Origin of the sequence: Flavobacterium luminosum (assembly GCF_023635005.1) — a bacterium.
Classification (GTDB): domain Bacteria; phylum Bacteroidota; class Bacteroidia; order Flavobacteriales; family Flavobacteriaceae; genus Flavobacterium; species Flavobacterium luminosum.
Genome location: NZ_JAMLJM010000004.1, coordinates 21,642 through 41,019, shown reverse-complemented (window position 1 = coordinate 41,019; position 19,378 = coordinate 21,642). Strand labels below are relative to the sequence as shown.

The window sequence follows — 19,378 nt, the reverse complement described above, 5'->3', positions numbered from 1 at the left end:
CGAGAAGCCATTAACTCTAGATAGAAACTAGGAAACCACAAAACGTTTTGTATGAAAAGTAGAAATAACAATCTTGACATTTCAAAAATTGTATTGGCTTTTCTAGTTGTAGCATTGCATATTTTTCCGGTTTACAAAATCAAAGGATGGCAAGGTTTGATTTCCTATGAAATTTCGAGTGGGATTACTAGAATAGCGGTACCGACCTTTTTTTTAATTTCAGGATATTTTCTACGCAATAAACTCAACGATACCGCTTATTTATGGAAATATGCTAAGCGTATTTTGTTATTATATTTCGTTTGGCAACTGATTTATCTACCGGATCTTATCCGGTTTTACAATTTAGGTTGGTTTTCAACTTTCGATATGGTTCTAAAACTAGTTTATGGTTATTGGCATTTGTGGTATTTGCTGGCTACCGTTTTAGCTGTGGGATTGTTGTATAGCGTTAAAAATTTGTCGGTTAAGGCGCAATCACTCATAATTCTATTACTCTTCTTAATAGGCTACGGCTATCAGATTCTTTATCAATCAAATTTGGGATTTCTTTCGTCAGAAGGGCGTCTTGTATATGAAATTATGGGTACGACCCGCAACTTTTTGTTCTTTGCTTTTCCAATGATGCTGTTGGGCACATTATACGATAAATGGAAAGGATTGATGTTAAAAATAAAAAAAGCATATATTTTATTATGGATTTTACTTTTGGTAGAAGTCTATTTTTATTACTCCTGTAAAATAAAGGCAATGGATTTTTTACTTAGCTTGCCTTTGTTAAGTATGCTTTCTTTCTATTGGGTCAACGAAGCTCCATCTTTCTCCCAGCGAATATTCAATCCGTCTTTCTCCTTGGGGATTTATCTAGTTCATCCTTACGCAATACGATTGGTTTACGAATTTTTACCTCAAAAAACATTCGATTTTGTTGTATTAAAATATATTTTAATTGTTTTAGTAGCTATACTTTTTTGGTGGGTTATCGACAAAATCAATAGAAGAGTTCCTTATTTATTATAAACCGCTTTTGTTTGTACATTGAATTCAACAAACAAAAGCGATTTATCAATTTTATCTCATAACAAAGCTACCCAAAGAAATGCAAGTATTTCCTTTTTCGTTGATGAAGATATTATAATTGGTGGGATAGTAGGTTTGTTTTTCAAATAATTCGGGTTGTGAATACGGAGTACTGATAGGAGTCGTTAGGTTTTGAAGCGTTTCTAGTGTTATCATAGGTTCCATAAAAGTCACTTTGCCGTCAAAAGTTCCCAGAATTAGAATTTTTGTAAAAGGAAGATAATCGGGTAGTGGCATAGGTAGCCAATGTTTTCCCATTTTACCTTCGGAACCTACTGGACCGGGAATGGCAGCATAGTCAGCAGGCATATAGCCTTCGGGAGGATAATGGTTAAATGAAGCATCACTGCTAGGACTATATTCCGGTATGGCCAGGCGTTCGGACAGTGAAATGGTGTAAAAATGAATATCAAAGTGTGGTTTATCAAAAATTCCTTCCGGATCATGACCTTGTGGATTCCAATCTAAACCAATGTGGTCAAAAGCGGTTATTTGTCGAGCTTTAAGATGAAGCGGTAATACTTTATGAATCATCTCTTGTTTTTCAGACAGTGTATTTAAGCATTCGGGAGTTAATTCGACACCAATTTCTTGCGGAATGCCTTCGGAAACACTTATCCATGATCTGGCATAACCATCCCCATAATAAACCTCAGGTCCTTTAAAATAAAGTAACGGCTTTCCAGTGATCTTAGCCGTTACTTCATATCCTTTTAAAGAACTACTATTTGTGTTTTCAATTGTCGAAAGATCTTCACTTTCGCAACTAACAAAGCAAACGGTAAAAGCAGTAAGAACTGTTTTTACAATAATTTTTCTTGTTTCCATAACTAAAAAATTTGTTTTTAATTAAGGGAAAGATGTTTTCAGAAAAATTAAAGTAAAAGACTCTGATTGTTGTAACGTAAATATTTGTTTTTTAGTATGTTATTTTAAAATTTCATCAAAAAACACTAACATCGCTTTCCAAGAACGTTTTGCCGCTTTTTCATTGTAAGCTGCTCCTGTTTTTTTATCGCTACCGGCGTCTTTGTGTGTAAATGCATGAACGGCATCAGCATAATATACCATTTGCCAATCAGCTTTGGCTTTATTCATTTCTTCTTGAAAAGCTTTTATTTCTGTTTCAGGAACATAGAAATCATCGGCACCGTGTAATAATAGCACTTTAGGAGCAATTGGTTCGATATTTCTTTCAGGATTTCTACCTAAGCCACCGTGAAAAGAAACTACACCTTGTATTTTCATGTTGGTTCTCGCTGCTTCTAAAGCACCTGTTCCACCAAAGCAGTATCCAATGATGGCAATTTTGTTTGGATTAGCTCCTGCTTTTATTAGTTGATCTAAAGCCAATTGAATTCTTTTTTGATATTCTAAATAATTGGTTTTGTAATAACCAGCTTGTTGCCCTGCCTCTTTGGTGTTGTTAGGTCTTTCGTCTATGCCGTAAATGTCGGCAACAAAAGTTGTGTAGCCTAATTTTGCTAATTCGGTAGCATTTTCTTTAGCGTTATTATCAATACCCATCCAAGCCGGTAATAATAAAACGCCCGCTTTGTTTTTCATGCTTTTTTTTGGGGTGGCCAATAGTCCTTCTAGTTTCTGATTTCCATCGGAATAAGCTATTGGTTTTAACTGTGCCTGACTAGTGATAGAAAGCACCAGTAGGATTGAAGTAATTATAGTTTTCATAGTTAAAGAATTTAATAACTAAAATTACTTTTTTCTAAAATAGAAATGTGTGAAGAAAATCTTAATTATTTGAACAGAAACTTCCCTTTTTCGCGATCAAAAACGATTGCTTCATCTTCAAACAAAGAATTAAAAACGCCTTTTTCTATGAGTTTGCAAGGTTCATCTTGCGTTATATTGTCTTTGGTCATTACAATCATTTCATCACTTAACTGAATCGCCAAATCAATATCATGGGTTGAAAACAAAATACATTTTCCCATTTCCTGCGATAATTTTTTCAGTAGCTTAAAGAGGGATACTTTATGATGCAGGTCTAGGTGTGTAGTAGGTTCGTCTAAGATAATCAATGGGGTATCTTGTGCTAAAGCTCTTGAAACGAGTACTTTTTGCAGTTGTCCATCACTGATTTCATAATGTTTTTTATGTGCTATTTCCTGAATGTTGGTCAATTCAATCGCTGTCATCACTTTTTCCAAATCTTCGGGAGCAAGTTTTCCAACCCAATTGGTGTAGGGTTGTCGACCTAAGGCTACCAATTCATAAATGGTTAAGTTGCTGGGAGGTAGTTTTTCGGTTAGGACTACGCTGAGATTTTGGGCTAACTTTACCAGATCGTAAGCCGAGATATTTTTGTCTTTTAGAATTACTTCTCCGGCAAGCGGTTTTTGTATTCCGGTGATAGTTCGCAATAAAGTAGACTTTCCAACTCCATTAGCCCCAATGAGTGTGATTAATTTACCTTCGGACAATTCCAAATGGATATTTTGGGCAATAACCGTTTTATCCTTTTTAGTATGGTATCCAATCGCGAGATCTGTCGTGTAAAGTATTTTTTTCATAATCCATTCGCAGTTTTACGTTTTCGAACCAAAAGCCAAATAACGATCGGTGCCCCAATAATTGAGGTGATGGCGTTGATGGGGAGTGTTACTTCCAAACCGGGCATTTGTGAAATCACATCACAAATAAGCATAATAGCGGCTCCAATAAGCAAAGTGCTCCAATATAAAATGAAATGATTACTGGTTTGAAATAGTAATTTAGCAATATGTGGGACGGCCAATCCTATGAAGGCTATAGGTCCTGCAAAAGCAGTAATACTACCGGATAGAATACTAGTGGCAAAAATGATAATGAATCGGGTTTTCCGAAAGTTGAGTCCCAAGCTTCGAGCATAATTTTCACCCAACAAGAGAGCATCTAGTGATTTTATGGAAAATAAACTCATTATCAATCCAAAACCTACCGAAATAGAAAGCACAACAATAGAGGTCCACGATTGGTTTCCTAAATTTCCCAACGACCAAAACGTGAATTTCTGTAATTGTTCTGCCGAACTAAAATAGGTGAGTACTCCAACAATAGCACTAGTAAAACTTCCAAACATCAGTCCTACGATTAAAATAGCCATAGTATCCCGAAGTTTTTGAGAAACAATCAAAACCAATAATAAAACGGAAAAACTGCCTAATACAGAGGCTAGTACAATGCCATAAGAGGAAAGTAAAATAGGACTTAAAAAAGAAGGTACTAAAGTAGTTCCTAGAATCACAAAGGCTACTCCTAAACTCGATCCGGAACTCAAACCCAATACGTACGGACCGGCTAGAGGATTTCGGAAAAGCGTTTGCATTAATAATCCACTAATAGAAAGTCCCATTCCCACTAAGATGGCAGTAATGGCTTTAGGAACTCTATAATTGATGATAATATATTCCCAAGTCGACTTATCGGCCTGTCCTCCGGTTAGACTTTTTATCACATCTTTAAAAGGAATAGTCACTGAACCGAAACTGATATTGACCAGCAAAAGAGCTAAAAGCCCAATGCTAAGCGATAAAAACAAGAAGGTATTTCTTTTTTGATTTGTCAATTTATTTCAGTTTTTCTGCAAAGGTAAGAGTATAATTGGGTAATAATTCGGGATGAAATATTTTAATGTAATCTTTCAACACTAAGTCAGGTCGGCTGGGTGCCAATTCATAATAAATGGTTCCTCCCGTAGCGCCTAATTTGCTTTCAAAAGTATAGACATTCTTTTCTTTGAAAGCTTTAAATTGACTATAATGTGGGTTGCTTGATGAAAATTCGTTCAGGGTTTTGAAAGTGCTTCCAGCAATCCAAACATCTGCGTTTTGAGCTTTCTCCAATACTTTCTCAAAAGGCAATGACAAACTTCCAGTTCCTTCTGTATCGGCCCATAGATAATTAGATTGTGCGTCCTTTAAAAATCGCGCCGCCCAACTGTCTCCTTTGGCGACAAACCATTGATCCTGATGCATTGTTCCGTACAAAACAGTTTTTTTTGCGGTTTTTCCTTTCACCAGAGATAATCCTTTATTGTACTCTTTTACGATATTGTTAAATATTAATTCGGCTTCTTTTTCTTTTCCAAACAAAGCACCATACAATTTCAACCATTCAACTTTTCCTAAAGGAGATTGCTCCATCCAATCCCCAAGAATTAGGACTTTAAGGCCACTTCTTTCGAGGTTTTTCAACATAGGATTGTTATTGTCTAAACTGAACGTAACGATGAGTTCGGGAGATAAATGAATCAGTTTTTCGATATTCAAGCGTTCATTTTGCCCTACATTTTTTACAATTCCTTTATCGATAAGAGCTCTTGTTTTTACCGAAGAAACGTAGTCGGTATGAGGAAAACCAATCAGTTTGTTCTCAACGCCCAACATCTCAAGATAAGGAACATTTGTGGTAGAGGTCACTACTACTGATTGTAAGGGAATGGGGATTGTGGTATATTTTTTTAAACTATCCGGAATTTCTGCATTTTTTTCTTGTAAAATGTAGGTGAAAACATCCTTTGAATCTGGCCAAGGATTGGTCACTTTTACTACCGAATATCCGTTGTTTTTGTAAATGGAAAAACCTTTAGCGTACTGAATACTATTGGAAGCGGATGCAATGTTTGCGCTTTCTTTTTTTTCATTTTTTTTACAGCCGAAAGCCAATATAAAAAAAGAAAGAACTAAGGTTCTATGTAAAAAAATCTTCATTCGGTTTTGTTTAAACATCGCAAAGGTATAAGAATTTGTAAAAAAATGAGGATTCTTTTTATTGCTAGAAAATAGCAAGTAGTATCTTTAGGGCATGAATAGTCTAAAAGAGAAAAAATGTTCTGTTTGCGGTATTCCCTTTACTTGCGGAGCTGTTTCGGATGTTTCTCAATGTTGGTGTCATGATTTTCCACCTATTTTTGCTCCCACAACGCTAACCGATTGTCTTTGTCCAACTTGTTTAAAAAATGCTTGTGAAGTGACAATTGATCGTTATGTGTCTACCATTACTCCCGAAAACGCAATGAAAAATAGAGCAAAGGAGCTTCCTCCAACAGAAAAATTAATCGAAGGTATCGATTATTATGTAGAGGAGGATATATTGGTTTTCAAGCCATGGTATCATTTGAAGCGGGGTTTTTGTTGTGAAAACCAATGTCGTCATTGTCCTTATCAGAAAAACAAGGACTCGAAAAACGGATAATATGGTTTGTTAGGTTTCTTTAAAAACGTTTTTTTATTGATGAATTTTTAATAGTTGCCTTAAAATTGAAATATAATTTGTATTATTCGTAATCATAGGGTTATATTTGCATCCGTATTGAGGTTGTATTTTACTTTTTTGTAAAAATACATTAAAAGGGAATTAGGTTAAAATCCTAAGCTGTACCCGCAACTGTAAGCTATTAAGCTTGTTGTTATCTGCAAAACCACTGTCCAATATTGTCGACGGGAAGGTAAACAACAAGACGCAAGCCAGGAGACCTGCCCAGTACAATGAGTATCAAACTTTCGGGAAAAAAGGTTTGGGTATGGGTAAATTCTATGCTTTTCTCCCATTTTTAGTAGTAAAAATGTTTTAATTACAATGAACAAAAAAATTGTGTTTGCCTCTGCTATTGCATTGGCATCAATGGGTGCTTTTGCACAACAAAATGATTCGATTAACAAGTTAGAAGAAGTGGTGGTTTCGGATTCTAAATTTGCTTTGGCCAAAGAAAAATCGGGCAAAGTAATTGTAAAAATCACTGCGGAAGAGTTAAGCAAGAGGTCAGGTCAGTCTGTGGCTACTATTTTAAGCTCGGTAGCGGGCATTGAAGTAAATGGAAATCAAAGTGCTGCAGGTAAAAACCAAGAATTCTACATCCGTGGTGGAAGAAGTCGTCAAAATTTAGTTCTGATTGATGGTGTTCCGGTTACGGATGCTTCCGGAATTAGTTTGCAATACGATTTACGACTTATTCCTGTTGAACAAGTGGAAAGTATCGAGATTATGAAAGGTGCTGCCAGTACTTTATATGGTTCGGGAGCTGCTACAGGAGTAATAAATATTCGATTAAAAAAATCTGCAGAAAAAGCGATTTCCGGAAATGCTTACATGAGTTTAGGAAGTCAGGAAACCGCCGCTCACGAAAACAATTACGCACCGAATGACTTTAGTCAGGGTTTCTCAGTAAATGGAACTGTGAATAAAGTGAATTATCTTGCAACCCTTAATCACAGTTATGTAACCGGAATGTCAGAAGCCAAAGGCGATAATTTTGAAGCTGATACTGCAGAAAAACTAAATGCAACGGTTAAATTCGGATTTAAACCAACGGAGAAATTAAATTTTGATTTTTTTGCCAATTTCGACCTTTTCAAAAATAATTTTGACAACAGTTTTGATAATCTGAATAATCCTGATGTAAAGGAAAACAAAGCAAGGTCCGAGCAGTTTCGTTTTGGGTTTTCTCCAAAATACAGGTATAAAAAAGGGGAATTCGTAATCTATTCTGCCTTCAATACTATCGAAAGAAATTATGATATATTCAGCTCTTGGACCAATTCGGTTAATCTAAGTAATTATAAATCGAATAGCGCCAATGTTGATGCTTTTAATAAATACAGTATTTCTGACGAACTTTTTGTTGTGCTTGGAGGTCAATTTCAATTTCATCAAATGAATGCGAACTCACAATATGAAGCTATTTCGGATAAAACGGCTCATTTTTCTACTCTTGATCCTTATATAACAGCCGTTTATAATTCTAAAATTGGATTCAATATTAATGCCGGAGCTCGATTAAATGTTCATAATATCTATGGGAATCATTTAGTTTACAATGTTAATCCTTCCTTCTCATTGAAAGAGTTGCCAATTAAGTTTTTAACCTCTTACAGTACCGCTTATATTACGCCAAGTTTGTATCAACTGTACTCACCTTATGGGAATTTAACATTAAAACCAGAAGAAAACAGCACTATCGAAGCAGGTTTTGAACTGAATCTGTTGCAAAATAAACTAACTTTTAATACTATTGCTTTTCACAGAGAAGAAACCAACACTTTCGATTTCTTTACCGACATGATTACTTGGACCTCTCAATACATCAACAGAGAGGGGACTTATGTTGCAAAAGGTATAGAATCGATGGTAGCTTACTCTTTTAACAAGGCAATAAAACTAAGCGGAAATTATTCCTTCACACAAACCGAAGCACAATTAAGCCGATTAATACCAAAGCATAAAGTGAACGCTGCTGTAGATCTTAGAGCTACTTCTAGAACTTTTTTACATCTTAATTATCAGTTTGTAGATAAAAGAACTGATGCGTTCTATGATTCTGCTAATTATGCTGTCGTTCCAGTGAAATTAGATGCTTATAAGTTAGTCAATGCTACTATTCGTCACGAATTATTCAAAGACAGAATGACTGTTTTTGCGTCGGTTTCTAATCTTTTCAATGAAGATTTTATAGAACTAGTAGGTTACAATACAAAAGGTAGAAATTTCAAATTAGGTTTCAATTTCTTGTTTTAAAAATGTTTGAATTATTGTTTTTCCCGACTTTACATTGTTTAAGTCGGGATTTTTTTTAACCGTATTTTATCTTTATCTTGTACAAAAAAATTGAAGATGAGAGAAAAAGTGAAAATAAGCAAAACATTTGTTTGGGGTTTAATACTCTTTTCCGTAATTGGGATTATTGGATTAGTAACTTTTTTTAATAAGAGTATCAACAAGCAGGCTAAAGAAAGTACTTTGGGTTCGTTTCATTCACCTGAAGAAGCTTTTCAAGAAACCCAAAAAGCATTAGAATTATTGTCCAATAATATTAATTCTGGCATAGAAAATGCTCAGTATTTACAAGAATATGATTTGGTTAAAAACAAAGTGTTTAAAAAAGAGAAAAATTAATATGAGAAAATATTTTTTAATTTTTATTCTAGCAATAGTACTTCCTTTTTATAGTAATGCACAATCGGTTTTTGATAAATATGATAATCAAGAAACGGTTTCTTCGGTGGTAGTCAACAAAAAAATGTTTGAGTTGATGAGCAAAGTAAAAATGGAAAGCAAAGAGGATGTTGCTTATTTAAATCTCATCAAGAAATTAGACAATTTACGAGTGTATAAAACGATTAATCCTAAAACTACTGCGGAAATGCGTACTACGGTAGAAAAATATTTGGCGGAGGCTAAATTGGAAGAACTGATGAGATCTAATGAAAATGGAAAAGAGTCTAAAATTTATGTCAAGTCGATACCAGGAACCAACAAGGTAAGTGAATTATTAATGTTTATTGAAGGTACGGGAGTAAAAGGTAATGAAACCGTTTTAATGTCTTTAACAGGAGATTTTAGTATTAACGAAATATCGTTATTAACTAAGCGAATGAATTTACCCGGGAGCGAAGTCTTGAACTCGGCAGCTAAGAAGTAAATAAAAAAGCTGTTTCATTTTGAAACAGCTTTTTTATTCCTTTATTTTTTAAAATATTTTAGCGGAACCAATAACATTCCAAAACATTCTCCATCTTCTTTACCGATGTGTTTGTGATGCATTTTGTGTGCTCTCCTTACCGCTTTAGCATAACGGTTGTTTGCATTTCGGAAGAGCTTGAAACGTTGATGTATAAAGATATCATGCACCATGAAATAGGCAATACCGTAGGCCAATATACCAAGACCTATGGCTAAACCAATTTCTAAAATATCATTTTGCCAAAGTAAAAAGAATCCAATACTTACAGCAGCATAAAACAAGAAAAAAGCATCATTGCGTTCAAACCAAGAATCGTGGTCTTTTTTGTGATGATCGGCGTGCAAATTCCATAAAAATCCATGCATGATGTATTTGTGACTAAACCATGCCATGAATTCCATGATTGAAAAAGTTAATAAGAAAACTATAATATGTAGTAGCATTTTATAATAAATTTAATCGGTATTTAACGTAACAATTAGCTAGTAAGCTTATTTTTTGATAATCCGGAACACGAATTCGTGTGTTTTTAATCTCAGTAGAAGGTGTTTTCTTCAGTTTAGACAATAATTTCTTGTAGTAAATATACGCCGTATACACTCCAAATTTCGCTTCTATAGGTAATTTTTTTATTCCTTCAAATCCAGCTTCAAAATCATCTTCGATTTCTTGAATGATTTCTCTTTTGGCATTTTCATCGAGATTTCTCAAATCGGTATTCGGGAAATAAGTTCTTTCTAAATCTTCAAAATCAGCTTTTAAGTCTCGTAAAAAATTTACTTTTTGAAAAGCCGAACCCAATCGCATCGCCGATTTTTTTAAAGATTCATAAAGTTCATGATCGCCTTTTACAAAAACTTTCAGACACATTAGTCCCACTACATCAGCACTTCCGTAAATGTAATCTTCGTATTCTTCTTTGGTTTTGTATACCTTTTTACTTAAATCCGCCTTCATACTTTTCATAAAAGCATCAATAAGTTCTTCGGGAATTTGATGTTTTTCGACTGTATGTTGAAAAGAATTCAATACAGGATTAAGACTGATTTTTTCCTGTAAGGCATTTTTCAGTTCGTTTTCGAATCTAGAAAAAAGTTCTTCTTTGTTGTAATCATGAAAGGTGTCAACGATCTCATCGGCAAGTCTTACAAAACCATAAATATTGTAAATATCTTGTCGGATGCTAGGCGCTAGCATTTTTACGGCCGAAGAAAAAGAAGTGCTGTACGATTGGGTTACCATCTTACTGCATTGGTTGGAAACGTTATCAAAAAGTGCTTTCATAGATTTTTTATGAATGTTTTTGAATTAATTCAGATACTAATTTTCCTGATATTAATGCCGGTGGAACTCCCGGACCAGGAACAGTCAGCTGCCCTGTAAAATATAAATCGTTTACTTTTTTACTTTTTAATTTTGGTCGTAGAAATGCGGTTTGTAACAATGTATTGGCCATACCGTAAGCATTTCCTTTGTATGAATTGTACTCCTTAATAAAATCATTGACACAAAAAGATTCCTTAAAGATAATGTTTTCTCTGACTTTTTGCTGTGTTAGTTTTTCTAATCTTTCAATGATGATATTAAAGTAATTCTCTCTTAATTCCGGTGTATCCTCTAAGCCTGGAGCTAAAGGTATTAAAAATATACCGGCTTCTTTTCCTTCAGGAGCAGCTATTGCATCTGTTTTCGATGGGAAGCTAGCATAGAAAAGAGGCTCTGTTGGCCATTTAGGCTTGTCGTAAATGTCTTTAGCGTGCTCGTTAAAATCGACATCAAAAAACAAGGAATGGTGTTCTACATTGTCAATTTTTTTGTCAAATCCTACATAAAACAATAAGGAAGAAGGTGCAAACGTTTTTTTATTCCAATATTTTTCAGAATATGCTCTGTACTTTGGTTCTAATAATGTTTCAGAATGATGATAATCGGCTCCCGAAAGAACTACATCTGCAGCAATAATTGTTCCGTTGACTTTTATACCGTTAGCCTTGCCGTTTTCAACAATTATATTTTCTACATTACTATTGGTCTGGATAGTCACTCCCAATTCTTTGGCTAACTTTTCTAAAGCTAACACTACACTATACATACCGTTTTTTGGATGAAAAGTACCCAATCCGAAATCGGCATAATTCATAAAGCTATAAAAAGAAGGGGTATCCGAAGGTTTTGCTCCTAAAAATAGCACCGGGAACTCAAGAATTTGTATGAGTTTTGGGTTGGTAAATCTTTTTCGTACTTCTTTAGAAATGGTACTAAAAAACTGATTGACTTTTTTTACCGTTTCAAGAGTTACCAATTCCAAAGGCGAAACACCAGGAAGATATACCATATCTTTAATCGCAATATCATAATTGCTCTTGGCTTCTTGTATGAAATTTTCTAGTTGTTGACCGCTACCTTTTTCTATCTTTTCGAAAGTTTCTTTGATTTCTTCCAAATTGTCGGCAATAGTTACCGAATCATTGATGTCGAAGTAAACCTGGTAGGCTGGTGATAATTTAATAAGATCGTAATAATCGGCTGGTGATTTTCCAAAATCAGAAAAAAAGCGTTCAAAAACATCGGGCATCCAATACCATGTTGGGCCAATGTCGAATGTGAAACCTTCTTTCTTTAGTTGGCGCGCTCTGCCCCCAATACTACTGTTTTTTTCATAGATAGTCACTGTATTCCCTGCCTGTGCTAAATAACACGAAGCAGCTAATGCTGAAAACCCTGAACCGATAATTGCTATATTTTTTCTCATAATTTGTTCAACAAATATATATAAAAAATTAAACAAAACTATAACGCATGAACAATTTCTGCGATAGAATTGAAAATTGTAATGTTTTTAGGTAGGTTTTCAGTTTCAATATACGAAGTCATTCGCCCTAACAACCATAACTTGGAGTTGCTGTTATCTAAAAGTTCTTCCTGTATTTTTTTGATGTAGTCATTGACAGCATCTTTATCCGGTTCGACAGTAATGTAGCTGACGAAAGTACTGTCTTTAAAATACTTCTGTACGTCTTTAAGATTTTCTAAAGGTACACTTTCTCCTAAATATACCGTATGACAACCGTTACTAATTAATTCATAGTTCAGATACAAAAGACCTAACTCATGAATTTCATTCATAGGAAGATACAATACAAATACTGTTTCGTTGGTTACTTTGGTTTCTGTTTGAGCTTTCTCGGTATGTAGAATAATTTTTTGTCGGAGTAAATGACTGATAAAATGTTCGTGAGCCGGCGTGATGGTATCAGATTGCCATAGCACCCCAATTTCTTCCATTAAAGGAATAAATATTTCATAAAATACGTCGCGGAACGATTTTTCAGATAAAAGGGTAGTGTACGTTTCTTGAAATTGATTTTGATCAAAATTCATCATAGCCATTTTAAATTCACTTATGGCGTGATGTTTTACACTTTTTTCTGATATGATTTCGCGTACTAGTTTTGGAATTTCTTCCTCAGAATATTTGGAAATCTTAGAGATTTTATATCCGTATTTATGCAATAAAACAATGTTCAATAGCTTCTGCAAGTTTTTTGAATAATAAAGTCTGATATTGGTATCCGTTCGCATGGGTTCTAAGATGTTATATCTTTTTTCCCAAATACGAATGGTATGTGCTTTAATGCCAGAAAGATTTTCTAGATCTTTAATACTAAAAACCGTTTTAATATTGTTCATTGTTTTTATGTTTTTGTTAAACAAATTTATACAATTAATTTTTTAAATAGTATATTTGTTAACAGAATTTTTAAAATTATGCGTTACGATTATATTTTTTCGGGTTTCGGATTGTCAGGAATGATGATTTTACACAAAATGATGGCGGCGGATTTACACCTAAATAAATCGATTTTAATTATTGAGCCGGAAGATAAATCGGAGAATGACAAGACTTGGTCTTTCTGGGAAAAGAATCAGGGTAATTGGGATTTTTTACTCTCTAAATCATGGGATGAAGCTTACTTTTTAGGTGACGGAATTAAAACCAATTGCATGAAAAATGGTTACCGATATAAGTCAATAGCATCGGATCTATTCTATAAAACCATTTTTAAAAAAATAGAAGGTTGTAAAGGAATCGTTTGGAAGAAAGAGAAAACACTATTCTTTCAGGAACAAAATGATACAGTCATTGTTAAGACAAATGAAGCGACTTACGAGGGAGCAACTTTGTTTAATTCTTTTTACAATAGAAATGAAATCATAAATAACGCGAAATATCCTTTGTTGCAACAACATTTTGTAGGTTGGTTTGTGAAATCAAAAACACCATTTTTCAAAGAGAATACAGCCACCTTCATGGATTTTACTATAGATCAGCAGGGTAATACTCGTTTCCTTTATGTTTTACCGTTTTCGAGTACCGAAGCTTTGGTAGAATACACACTTTTTTCTCCTGAATTATTAACGCAGACAGAATATGAAGAAGGAATACAAGATTATTTAAAAAAAATAGGGTTGCACGAGTACAGTATAACAGCTACCGAGCAAGGAAATATCCCTATGACGGTTTATCCGTTTTGGAAAAAAAATTCCAAACGTGTTTTAAATATTGGTACAGCTGGTGGATGGACTAAGGCTAGTACAGGGTATACCTTCAGAAATTCAGATAAATTGTCGGAAAAAGTGGTAGATCTGTTGAGGGAAAAATCTTTTGACTTTACGAACTTTAAGGTTTTTAATCGTTTTACATTCTACGATAAATTATTGGTTAGAGTGTTATTCGATAATAATGAATTGGGGAAATCTATTTTTTCGAGTATGTTTTCAAAAGTGAGTCCAGATAAGATTTTTAGATTTTTAGATGAAGAATCTTCTTTACAGGACGAATTGCAGGTAATTTTATCGTGTCCTAAGTTGCCTTTTATCAAAGCGCTGTTTAAATCGTGACCTTGATGGGATTCGAACCCATACGTCTTGCGACACCACCCCCTCAAGATGGCGAGTCTACCAATTCCTCCACAAGGCCTTAAATAAAAAAAGTCAAACTTGCGTTTGACTTTTTGTGACCCCGCTGGGATTCGAACCCAGGACCCCATCATTAAAAGTGATGTGCTCTACCAGCTGAGCTACGGAGTCTATGCTTTCAAGAAAAATATTCGGTCAAATTTGTGACCCCGCTGGGATTCGAACCCAGGACCCCATCATTAAAAGTGATGTGCTCTACCAGCTGAGCTACGGAGTCAAAATCATTTCCTGATTGCGGGTGCAAATATAATACCTTATTTTTAACATTTCAAAAGAAATTAATAATAATTTTATCTTTTTTTTTAATCGGCGCACAAAGCGTTTATTTTTAAGCTTTTATAATTATGAAAAAAATTGTCTTGGTAGGTTATATGGGATCGGGTAAGTCGATAATCGGTCAGCTTTTGGCGGAAAAACTTCATTTGCCGTTCTATGATTTGGATTTTTTAATCGAAAAAGAATTTCAAAAATCGATTATGGAGATTTTTTCGGATGAAGGAGAAGTGTTTTTTAGAAAAAAAGAACATGAAATTTTCAAAAAAATGATTGAAAACGACGAGTCTTTTGTATTAAGTACCGGAGGAGGGACGCCTTGTTATGCTAACAATCATTTGTATCTTCAAAATCATCCAGTATATTCGGTATATCTTAAGGCAAGTATTCCGGTGTTGGTAGGGCGTCTTAAAAATGAAATTGCAAAACGCCCACTATTACACAATTTGAGTGACGAAGAGACTTTTGATTACATAGCGAAACATCTCTTTGATAGAAATTATTATTACAATCAATGTAAGTTTAACGTTGCTACCGATGAGAAAACGCCGGAAGAAATTGTAGCAGAAATCGAACAACTACTCTAAACAAGCATAGTTGTTGTTTTTCTCGAAAACAACCTGAACATGTTCTAGAATAGACGTAGAAAGGGAAATGCCTTTAAAATCTGCTTTTACAGGGTATTTTTTGTGATTGCGGTCTACCAATACAGCAGTTTTAAATTTCTTTAGCGGAACGTCTAAAAAGTGGCGAACTCCGTATATTAAAGTCGTTCCAGAATTTAGAACATCATCCACCAAAACTAATCCTTTTTCGGTATAAACACTTTTGTCTATAGAAGTGGTGATGGCTGAACTTGGATTTTTTTTATCTATTTTCACATCGCACAAGATCACTTTTATCGGTGAAATAGACATTAAAACTGCGCTGAGTTTTTCTGCGAAAATTAAACCGTTCCCGTTAATGCCCGCAATTACGATTTCCTTTTCATCAATGAACGTTTCGTATATTTGATAGGCGATACGTTTTATTTTGTATTCTATTTCCTGATGGTTTAAGATGATGTTGGTGTGCATGGTGTTGTTTTTTTTGGTAAAGATAAAAAAGAGTTCGTTTCCTTTTCTAGGTTTGATTGAATTATAAGCTGTTTCTAGTGTTTGGATTTCGAAATATTCCGAAAACAAAGCAATATATTCTTCTCGGCTTCCACCATATGGCGGTCCTGATTCTGTGAGAGGAAATTGAAACAAGAGTCCGACCAATTTACCATTTTCCTTGAGTAAAGTGTGCATTTTTTGAACGTAGGCTCTTCTTGATTTGGGATCTAACGCACAAAAGAAGGTCTGTTCAATAATTATATCGTATTGTTCTTTATGTTCAAAAAAATCCTCAAGGATGATGTGAGAATGTAAAGAATTGGGCAAGCGTTTTTTTAAGTTCTCTATGGGTTGTTGTGCATAGTCCAATACGTATACATTTGAAAATCCGTTACGGATTAAATAGTCATACTCGTAACTGTTACCGCAACCGGGAATTAGAATTTTACTATTTTTATCTTCGAGTTGGTCGAAATAATCCTTTAACGGTGTAGTAATGCTTCCCGTATCCCATCCGGTTTGCTTATTGTGGTAGCGATTTTCCCAATACTCTTTATTCAATATCGTCTTCTTCATCGTTGAAATCAAATTCAAAATCATCTAAATCTCTTCGGTCTTTTTTGGTAGGTCTGCCTTCGCCGTATTTTCGGTAATGTGCTTTAGAAAGTTTCAACATTTCCAAGTGTTCAAAAGCTTCGGCAGGTGTTTCATCTATGCGATACAAATCGACCAATTTTGCTCCTACACGATTATCCGGAATAGCAAGAACTTTGATGATATAAGTGATTTGATCTTTTCGAAACGTAATCTTGTCTCCCGGTAAGATTTCTTTTGATGGCTTGGCTATACTGCCATTGATGGTTACCTGATTTTTTTTACAGGCTTCTGTAACCATGTTTCTGGTCTTGTAATAGCGCACACACCATAGGTATTTATCAATTCGCATAAATTTTAAAAAACTACGTTAAAATATAAGACAAAAATAAATCAAAATTGTATCTTGCGCGCACTAAATTAAAAACTAATGAATAGAATTTTTAAAGCCTTTTTATTGTTGGTAACTGGAATGTTTGTTTTTTCTTGTAATAAAGACGACAATAATTCAACCAAGAAACCAGAACCGTATGATACTCAGTATGTAAAAGATTTAGAGGCTATTGAAACTTTTTTAAAAGAATACCACATGGATGTTGATCCGGTAACTTATGAGGTGGCTTTTGAAAAAATTACAGATGCAAATGGACTTACTTCTATTTGGGATGAATTTCCTTTAGAACATAAGATGGTAAGCGATGAAGAGAATAAAGTTGATTATAAAGTGTATTATGTGAAATTCCGTGAAGGAACCAATTTGCAGCCTTCCAGAGTAGATTCTGTTTATGTTTCTTACAGAGGAGAATACATTTACAAGAAAAAAGAAGAAATTTTACCTTCAACAGATCCTAAAACATACAAAGAGTACATTGCAAGTACACAGTTTGACCAGTCTGTAAATCCTATATGGATGCCATTGACTAGTCTTGTTCGTGGTTGGTCGGAAATTTTACCGTTATTCAAATCCGGTACTTCTTCTTATGATGCTGCTACTGGGGTTATTTCGTATGAGAATTTTGGGGCGGGTGTGTTTTTTCTTCCTTCTGGGTTAGGCTATTACGCCTCGGGATCTTCCAGTATTCCTTCTTATGCACCACTGATTTTTTCCATAAAGTTAAATCATGTGAATTATATCGACCATGATTTTGATGGTATTGATTCTTATTTAGAGGATGTAAACGGTAATGGTGACTTTACTGATGATGATACCGATAATGATGGTATACAAAATTATCTCGATAGGGATGATGATGGTGATGGTTTCTTGACAAAATATGAAAGAATGTATGTGAATCCCTTAGATCCAGATAAGGTTAAAAGATATTATCCTTTTAATGGTGCGGCAACAGATGATCCTGCTACCCCTTATGTAGACGAGACACAAGGAATTCCTGATTGTTCTGGAGATTATACTTCTTCAACTCGTTTGAGAAAACATTTAGACAAGAACTGTCATTAATGATTTTTGAGATATTGTTAAAAAAGAGCACGGTCATAGACCGTGCTCTTTTTTTGGATTTTATTTTTAGGGTATTAACTTCTGTGAATATCAACCTCAGTCTCGTTCGGTAAGTCAGCTAAAGTAATTCGTTATTTTGTATAAATTATTTTAGTATTCATAATCCGGTTAAGTATTAATTTTTTGTTTCCATTATATTTTTCTAAGAATGTAGTCGTTAGTTTAATAGCCATAATCGAAGAATCGGCAACTATAAAAATGGTTAAGATTGACTGTTTTGGAATTCCTAAGTTGTGTGTGCAAGTAAATTCGAATCATTAAATAAAGCACCATTAAAGAGTTAAGATATTATTTAAATGTGATGAAAACTTAAAGAAGAATTTAAGTAATTTAAATTTCAAATGAATAAATAAAAAAACCTGATGCTCTTGAAGTGACATCAGGTTTTATAAAATATTATTTAAAAAAATTACTTTCTTTTTATTACTTTTTCAACTTTTTCAATGATAGCGTTGCTCGTTAAACCGTATTTTTCCATTAATTGTTCTGGCGTTCCGCTTTCTCCAAAGCTGTCATTCACCGCTACAAATTCCTGTGGTACTAAATAGTTTTGTATTAACGTTCTGGAAATGCTTTCGCCTAAACCACCAATAATGTTATGCTCTTCCGCAGTCACCACACAACCGGTTTTCTTTACCGATTTTAAAATCGCTTCTTCGTCTAACGGTTTAATGGTGTGAATGTTAATTACTTCTGCAGAAATTCCTTTTGCCTCTAACGCTTCTGCTGCAACCAACGCTTCCCAAACTAAATGCCCGGTCGCAATAATCGTAACGTCTGTTCCTTCGTTTAATAAAATGGCTTTTCCGATTACAAAAGGTTCGTCAGCAGGAGTGAAGTTAGGCACCACCGGACGCCCAAAACGTAAGTATGCCGGACCATGATGATTAGCTAACGCAATGGTAGCGGCTTTGGTTTGGTTGTAATCGCAAGTATTGATTACGGTCATTCCCGGTAACATTTTCATTAAACCAATATCTTCTAGAATTTGGTGTGTTGCACCGTCTTCTCCAAGAGTTAAACCGGCATGAGAAGCACAGATTTTTACATTTTTATCCGAATACGCCACCGATTGACGAATCTGGTCGTACACGCGTCCGGTCGAAAAGTTAGCGAAAGTTCCTGTAAAAGGAATTTTACCTCCTATAGTTAAACCAGCTGCAATTCCAATCATGTTGGCTTCTGCAATTCCGATCTGGAAAAAACGCTCTGGATGGTTTTTCTTAAAATCATCAAATTTTAGAGATCCGATTAAGTCGGCACATAAAGCCACAACATTTTCGTTCTTTTGACCCAATTCGGTCATTCCCGCTCCAAAACCCGAACGAGTATCTTTACTTCCTGTGTTTGTATATTTTTTCATTTTGAATTGTA

20 protein-coding genes, 3 tRNA genes, 1 pseudogene and 1 riboswitch are annotated in these 19,378 nt (G+C 34.6%); of the genes and pseudogenes, 8 read left to right on the top strand and 16 right to left on the bottom strand.

Annotated features, from left to right (window positions below; all coding sequences use genetic code 11):
* Positions 1-51 precede the first annotated feature (51 nt).
* A complete protein-coding gene (locus tag NAT50_RS06660) occupies positions 52-1,020 on the top strand; it encodes an acyltransferase family protein (RefSeq protein ID WP_250592444.1) in 969 nt (322 codons plus the stop codon).
* Between the two features lie 51 nt (positions 1,021-1,071).
* Here NAT50_RS06660 and NAT50_RS06655 read toward each other — a convergent pair whose 3' ends face one another.
* The 5 genes from NAT50_RS06655 to NAT50_RS06635 form a co-directional block, all read right to left on the bottom strand.
* Complete coding sequence (locus NAT50_RS06655) at positions 1,072-1,908, bottom strand: hypothetical protein (protein ID WP_250592443.1); 837 nt, start codon at positions 1,906-1,908, stop codon at positions 1,072-1,074.
* Between the two features lie 99 nt (positions 1,909-2,007).
* Positions 2,008-2,772 (bottom strand): dienelactone hydrolase family protein, encoded by a 765-nt coding sequence (locus NAT50_RS06650; RefSeq protein ID WP_250592442.1) that lies wholly within the window; start codon positions 2,770-2,772, stop codon positions 2,008-2,010.
* A 65-nt stretch (positions 2,773-2,837) separates the two neighbouring features.
* Positions 2,838-3,614 (bottom strand): ABC transporter ATP-binding protein, encoded by a 777-nt coding sequence (locus NAT50_RS06645; protein ID WP_250592441.1) that lies wholly within the window; start codon positions 3,612-3,614, stop codon positions 2,838-2,840.
* Positions 3,611-4,648, bottom strand: coding sequence for an iron ABC transporter permease (locus NAT50_RS06640; protein WP_250592440.1), 1,038 nt, complete (start codon positions 4,646-4,648; stop codon positions 3,611-3,613). The genes NAT50_RS06645 and NAT50_RS06640 overlap by 4 nt, the downstream gene beginning before the upstream one ends.
* Before the next feature lies 1 nt (position 4,649).
* The gene (locus NAT50_RS06635; protein ID WP_250592439.1) at positions 4,650-5,792 is read right to left on the bottom strand and encodes an ABC transporter substrate-binding protein; all 1,143 of its coding nucleotides are present in this window, start codon (positions 5,790-5,792) and stop codon (positions 4,650-4,652) included.
* Between the two features lie 94 nt (positions 5,793-5,886).
* On the opposite strand from NAT50_RS06635, the gene NAT50_RS06630 reads away from it, so the two are divergent.
* From NAT50_RS06630 to NAT50_RS06615, 4 genes are all read left to right on the top strand, one after another.
* Positions 5,887-6,276, top strand: a complete 390-nt coding sequence (locus NAT50_RS06630; RefSeq protein WP_250592438.1) for a DUF5522 domain-containing protein — start codon at positions 5,887-5,889, stop codon at positions 6,274-6,276.
* 103 nt (positions 6,277-6,379) lie between these two features.
* Positions 6,380-6,578, top strand: a riboswitch (cobalamin riboswitch).
* A gap of 82 nt (positions 6,579-6,660) precedes the next feature.
* The gene (locus NAT50_RS06625) at positions 6,661-8,595 is read left to right on the top strand and encodes a TonB-dependent receptor plug domain-containing protein (RefSeq protein ID WP_250592437.1); all 1,935 of its coding nucleotides are present in this window, start codon (positions 6,661-6,663) and stop codon (positions 8,593-8,595) included.
* Between the two features lie 96 nt (positions 8,596-8,691).
* Complete coding sequence (locus tag NAT50_RS06620; RefSeq protein ID WP_250592436.1) at positions 8,692-8,973, top strand: hypothetical protein; 282 nt, start codon at positions 8,692-8,694, stop codon at positions 8,971-8,973.
* A 1-nt stretch (position 8,974) separates the two neighbouring features.
* Positions 8,975-9,499: a DUF4252 domain-containing protein gene (locus tag NAT50_RS06615; protein ID WP_250592435.1), complete on the top strand. Its 525-nt coding sequence runs from the start codon at positions 8,975-8,977 to the stop codon at positions 9,497-9,499.
* A gap of 41 nt (positions 9,500-9,540) precedes the next feature.
* Here NAT50_RS06615 and NAT50_RS06610 read toward each other — a convergent pair whose 3' ends face one another.
* The 4 genes from NAT50_RS06610 to NAT50_RS06595 are packed head-to-tail and all read right to left on the bottom strand — an operon-like array spanning position 9,541 to position 13,231.
* Positions 9,541-9,984 carry a sterol desaturase family protein gene (locus tag NAT50_RS06610; RefSeq protein ID WP_250592434.1) on the bottom strand — a complete coding sequence of 148 codons (444 nt, stop codon included), beginning with the start codon at positions 9,982-9,984 and terminating at the stop codon, positions 9,541-9,543.
* A gap of 1 nt (position 9,985) precedes the next feature.
* Complete coding sequence (locus tag NAT50_RS06605) at positions 9,986-10,825, bottom strand: phytoene/squalene synthase family protein (protein ID WP_250592433.1); 840 nt, start codon at positions 10,823-10,825, stop codon at positions 9,986-9,988.
* A 7-nt stretch (positions 10,826-10,832) separates the two neighbouring features.
* Positions 10,833-12,293, bottom strand: a complete 1,461-nt coding sequence (locus tag NAT50_RS06600) for a phytoene desaturase family protein (RefSeq protein ID WP_250592432.1) — start codon at positions 12,291-12,293, stop codon at positions 10,833-10,835.
* A 38-nt stretch (positions 12,294-12,331) separates the two neighbouring features.
* Positions 12,332-13,231 carry a MerR family transcriptional regulator gene (locus NAT50_RS06595; RefSeq protein WP_250592431.1) on the bottom strand — a complete coding sequence of 300 codons (900 nt, stop codon included), beginning with the start codon at positions 13,229-13,231 and terminating at the stop codon, positions 12,332-12,334.
* Positions 13,232-13,309: 78 nt separating this feature from the next.
* Here NAT50_RS06595 and NAT50_RS06590 point away from each other — a divergent pair, with 78 nt between their 5' ends.
* Entirely contained in the window at positions 13,310-14,443 is a 1,134-nt protein-coding gene (locus tag NAT50_RS06590; protein WP_250592430.1) for a lycopene cyclase family protein, read from the top strand.
* Here the strand turns inward: NAT50_RS06590 and NAT50_RS06585 are convergent.
* The 3 genes from NAT50_RS06585 to NAT50_RS06575 form a co-directional block, all read right to left on the bottom strand.
* Positions 14,441-14,522: transfer RNA gene (locus NAT50_RS06585), tRNA-Leu, on the bottom strand. The genes NAT50_RS06590 and NAT50_RS06585 overlap by 3 nt on opposite strands.
* A 37-nt stretch (positions 14,523-14,559) precedes the next feature.
* Positions 14,560-14,632 (bottom strand) — tRNA-Lys (locus tag NAT50_RS06580).
* A gap of 33 nt (positions 14,633-14,665) precedes the next feature.
* A tRNA-Lys gene (locus NAT50_RS06575) sits at positions 14,666-14,738 on the bottom strand.
* A 127-nt stretch (positions 14,739-14,865) separates the two neighbouring features.
* On the opposite strand from NAT50_RS06575, the gene NAT50_RS06570 reads away from it, so the two are divergent.
* Positions 14,866-15,381, top strand: a complete 516-nt coding sequence (locus tag NAT50_RS06570) for a shikimate kinase (protein ID WP_250592429.1) — start codon at positions 14,866-14,868, stop codon at positions 15,379-15,381.
* Here the strand turns inward: NAT50_RS06570 and NAT50_RS06565 are convergent.
* The 3 genes and pseudogenes from NAT50_RS06565 to NAT50_RS06555 form a co-directional block, all read right to left on the bottom strand.
* Positions 15,373-15,870, bottom strand: a complete 498-nt coding sequence (locus tag NAT50_RS06565; protein WP_250592623.1) for a phosphoribosyltransferase domain-containing protein — start codon at positions 15,868-15,870, stop codon at positions 15,373-15,375. The two genes, NAT50_RS06570 and NAT50_RS06565, sit on opposite strands and share 9 nt — an antisense overlap.
* A 108-nt stretch (positions 15,871-15,978) precedes the next feature.
* Positions 15,979-16,467 (bottom strand): annotated as a pseudogene (locus NAT50_RS06560) (methyltransferase domain-containing protein); the annotation flags it as partial.
* Complete coding sequence (locus tag NAT50_RS06555; RefSeq protein ID WP_250592428.1) at positions 16,445-16,837, bottom strand: RNA-binding S4 domain-containing protein; 393 nt, start codon at positions 16,835-16,837, stop codon at positions 16,445-16,447. The pseudogene NAT50_RS06560 and the gene NAT50_RS06555, both read right to left, overlap by 23 nt.
* Positions 16,838-16,915: 78 nt before the next feature.
* On the opposite strand from NAT50_RS06555, the gene NAT50_RS06550 reads away from it, so the two are divergent.
* On the top strand, positions 16,916-17,944 hold the full coding sequence (locus NAT50_RS06550) for an FKBP-type peptidyl-prolyl cis-trans isomerase (protein ID WP_250592427.1): 1,029 nt from the start codon (positions 16,916-16,918) through the stop codon (positions 17,942-17,944).
* 469 nt (positions 17,945-18,413) lie between these two features.
* Here NAT50_RS06550 and NAT50_RS06545 read toward each other — a convergent pair whose 3' ends face one another.
* Positions 18,414-19,367: a transketolase family protein gene (locus NAT50_RS06545; protein WP_250592426.1), complete on the bottom strand. Its 954-nt coding sequence runs from the start codon at positions 19,365-19,367 to the stop codon at positions 18,414-18,416.
* Between the last annotated feature and the right edge of the window lie 11 nt (positions 19,368-19,378).

Bases quoted from the DNA above. Each gene is read 5' to 3' on its own strand.
- NAT50_RS06660 (WP_250592444.1), top strand. From the start codon at position 52: ATGAAAAGTAGAAATAACAATCTTGACATTTCAAAAATTGTATTGGCT.
- NAT50_RS06655 (WP_250592443.1), bottom strand. From the start codon at position 1,908: ATGGAAACAAGAAAAATTATTGTAAAAACAGTTCTTACTGCTTTTACC.
- NAT50_RS06650 (WP_250592442.1), bottom strand. From the start codon at position 2,772: ATGAAAACTATAATTACTTCAATCCTACTGGTGCTTTCTATCACTAGT.
- NAT50_RS06645 (WP_250592441.1), bottom strand. From the start codon at position 3,614: ATGAAAAAAATACTTTACACGACAGATCTCGCGATTGGATACCATACT.
- NAT50_RS06635 (WP_250592439.1), bottom strand. From the start codon at position 5,792: ATGAAGATTTTTTTACATAGAACCTTAGTTCTTTCTTTTTTTATATTG.
- NAT50_RS06630 (WP_250592438.1), top strand. From the start codon at position 5,887: ATGAATAGTCTAAAAGAGAAAAAATGTTCTGTTTGCGGTATTCCCTTT.
- NAT50_RS06625 (WP_250592437.1), top strand. From the start codon at position 6,661: ATGAACAAAAAAATTGTGTTTGCCTCTGCTATTGCATTGGCATCAATG.
- NAT50_RS06620 (WP_250592436.1), top strand. From the start codon at position 8,692: ATGAGAGAAAAAGTGAAAATAAGCAAAACATTTGTTTGGGGTTTAATA.
- NAT50_RS06615 (WP_250592435.1), top strand. From the start codon at position 8,975: ATGAGAAAATATTTTTTAATTTTTATTCTAGCAATAGTACTTCCTTTT.
- NAT50_RS06610 (WP_250592434.1), bottom strand. From the start codon at position 9,984: ATGCTACTACATATTATAGTTTTCTTATTAACTTTTTCAATCATGGAA.
- NAT50_RS06605 (WP_250592433.1), bottom strand. From the start codon at position 10,825: ATGAAAGCACTTTTTGATAACGTTTCCAACCAATGCAGTAAGATGGTA.
- NAT50_RS06600 (WP_250592432.1), bottom strand. From the start codon at position 12,293: ATGAGAAAAAATATAGCAATTATCGGTTCAGGGTTTTCAGCATTAGCT.
- NAT50_RS06595 (WP_250592431.1), bottom strand. From the start codon at position 13,231: ATGAACAATATTAAAACGGTTTTTAGTATTAAAGATCTAGAAAATCTT.
- NAT50_RS06590 (WP_250592430.1), top strand. From the start codon at position 13,310: ATGCGTTACGATTATATTTTTTCGGGTTTCGGATTGTCAGGAATGATG.
- NAT50_RS06570 (WP_250592429.1), top strand. From the start codon at position 14,866: ATGAAAAAAATTGTCTTGGTAGGTTATATGGGATCGGGTAAGTCGATA.
- NAT50_RS06565 (WP_250592623.1), bottom strand. From the start codon at position 15,870: ATGCACACCAACATCATCTTAAACCATCAGGAAATAGAATACAAAATA.
- NAT50_RS06555 (WP_250592428.1), bottom strand. From the start codon at position 16,837: ATGCGAATTGATAAATACCTATGGTGTGTGCGCTATTACAAGACCAGA.
- NAT50_RS06550 (WP_250592427.1), top strand. From the start codon at position 16,916: ATGAATAGAATTTTTAAAGCCTTTTTATTGTTGGTAACTGGAATGTTT.
- NAT50_RS06545 (WP_250592426.1), bottom strand. From the start codon at position 19,367: ATGAAAAAATATACAAACACAGGAAGTAAAGATACTCGTTCGGGTTTT.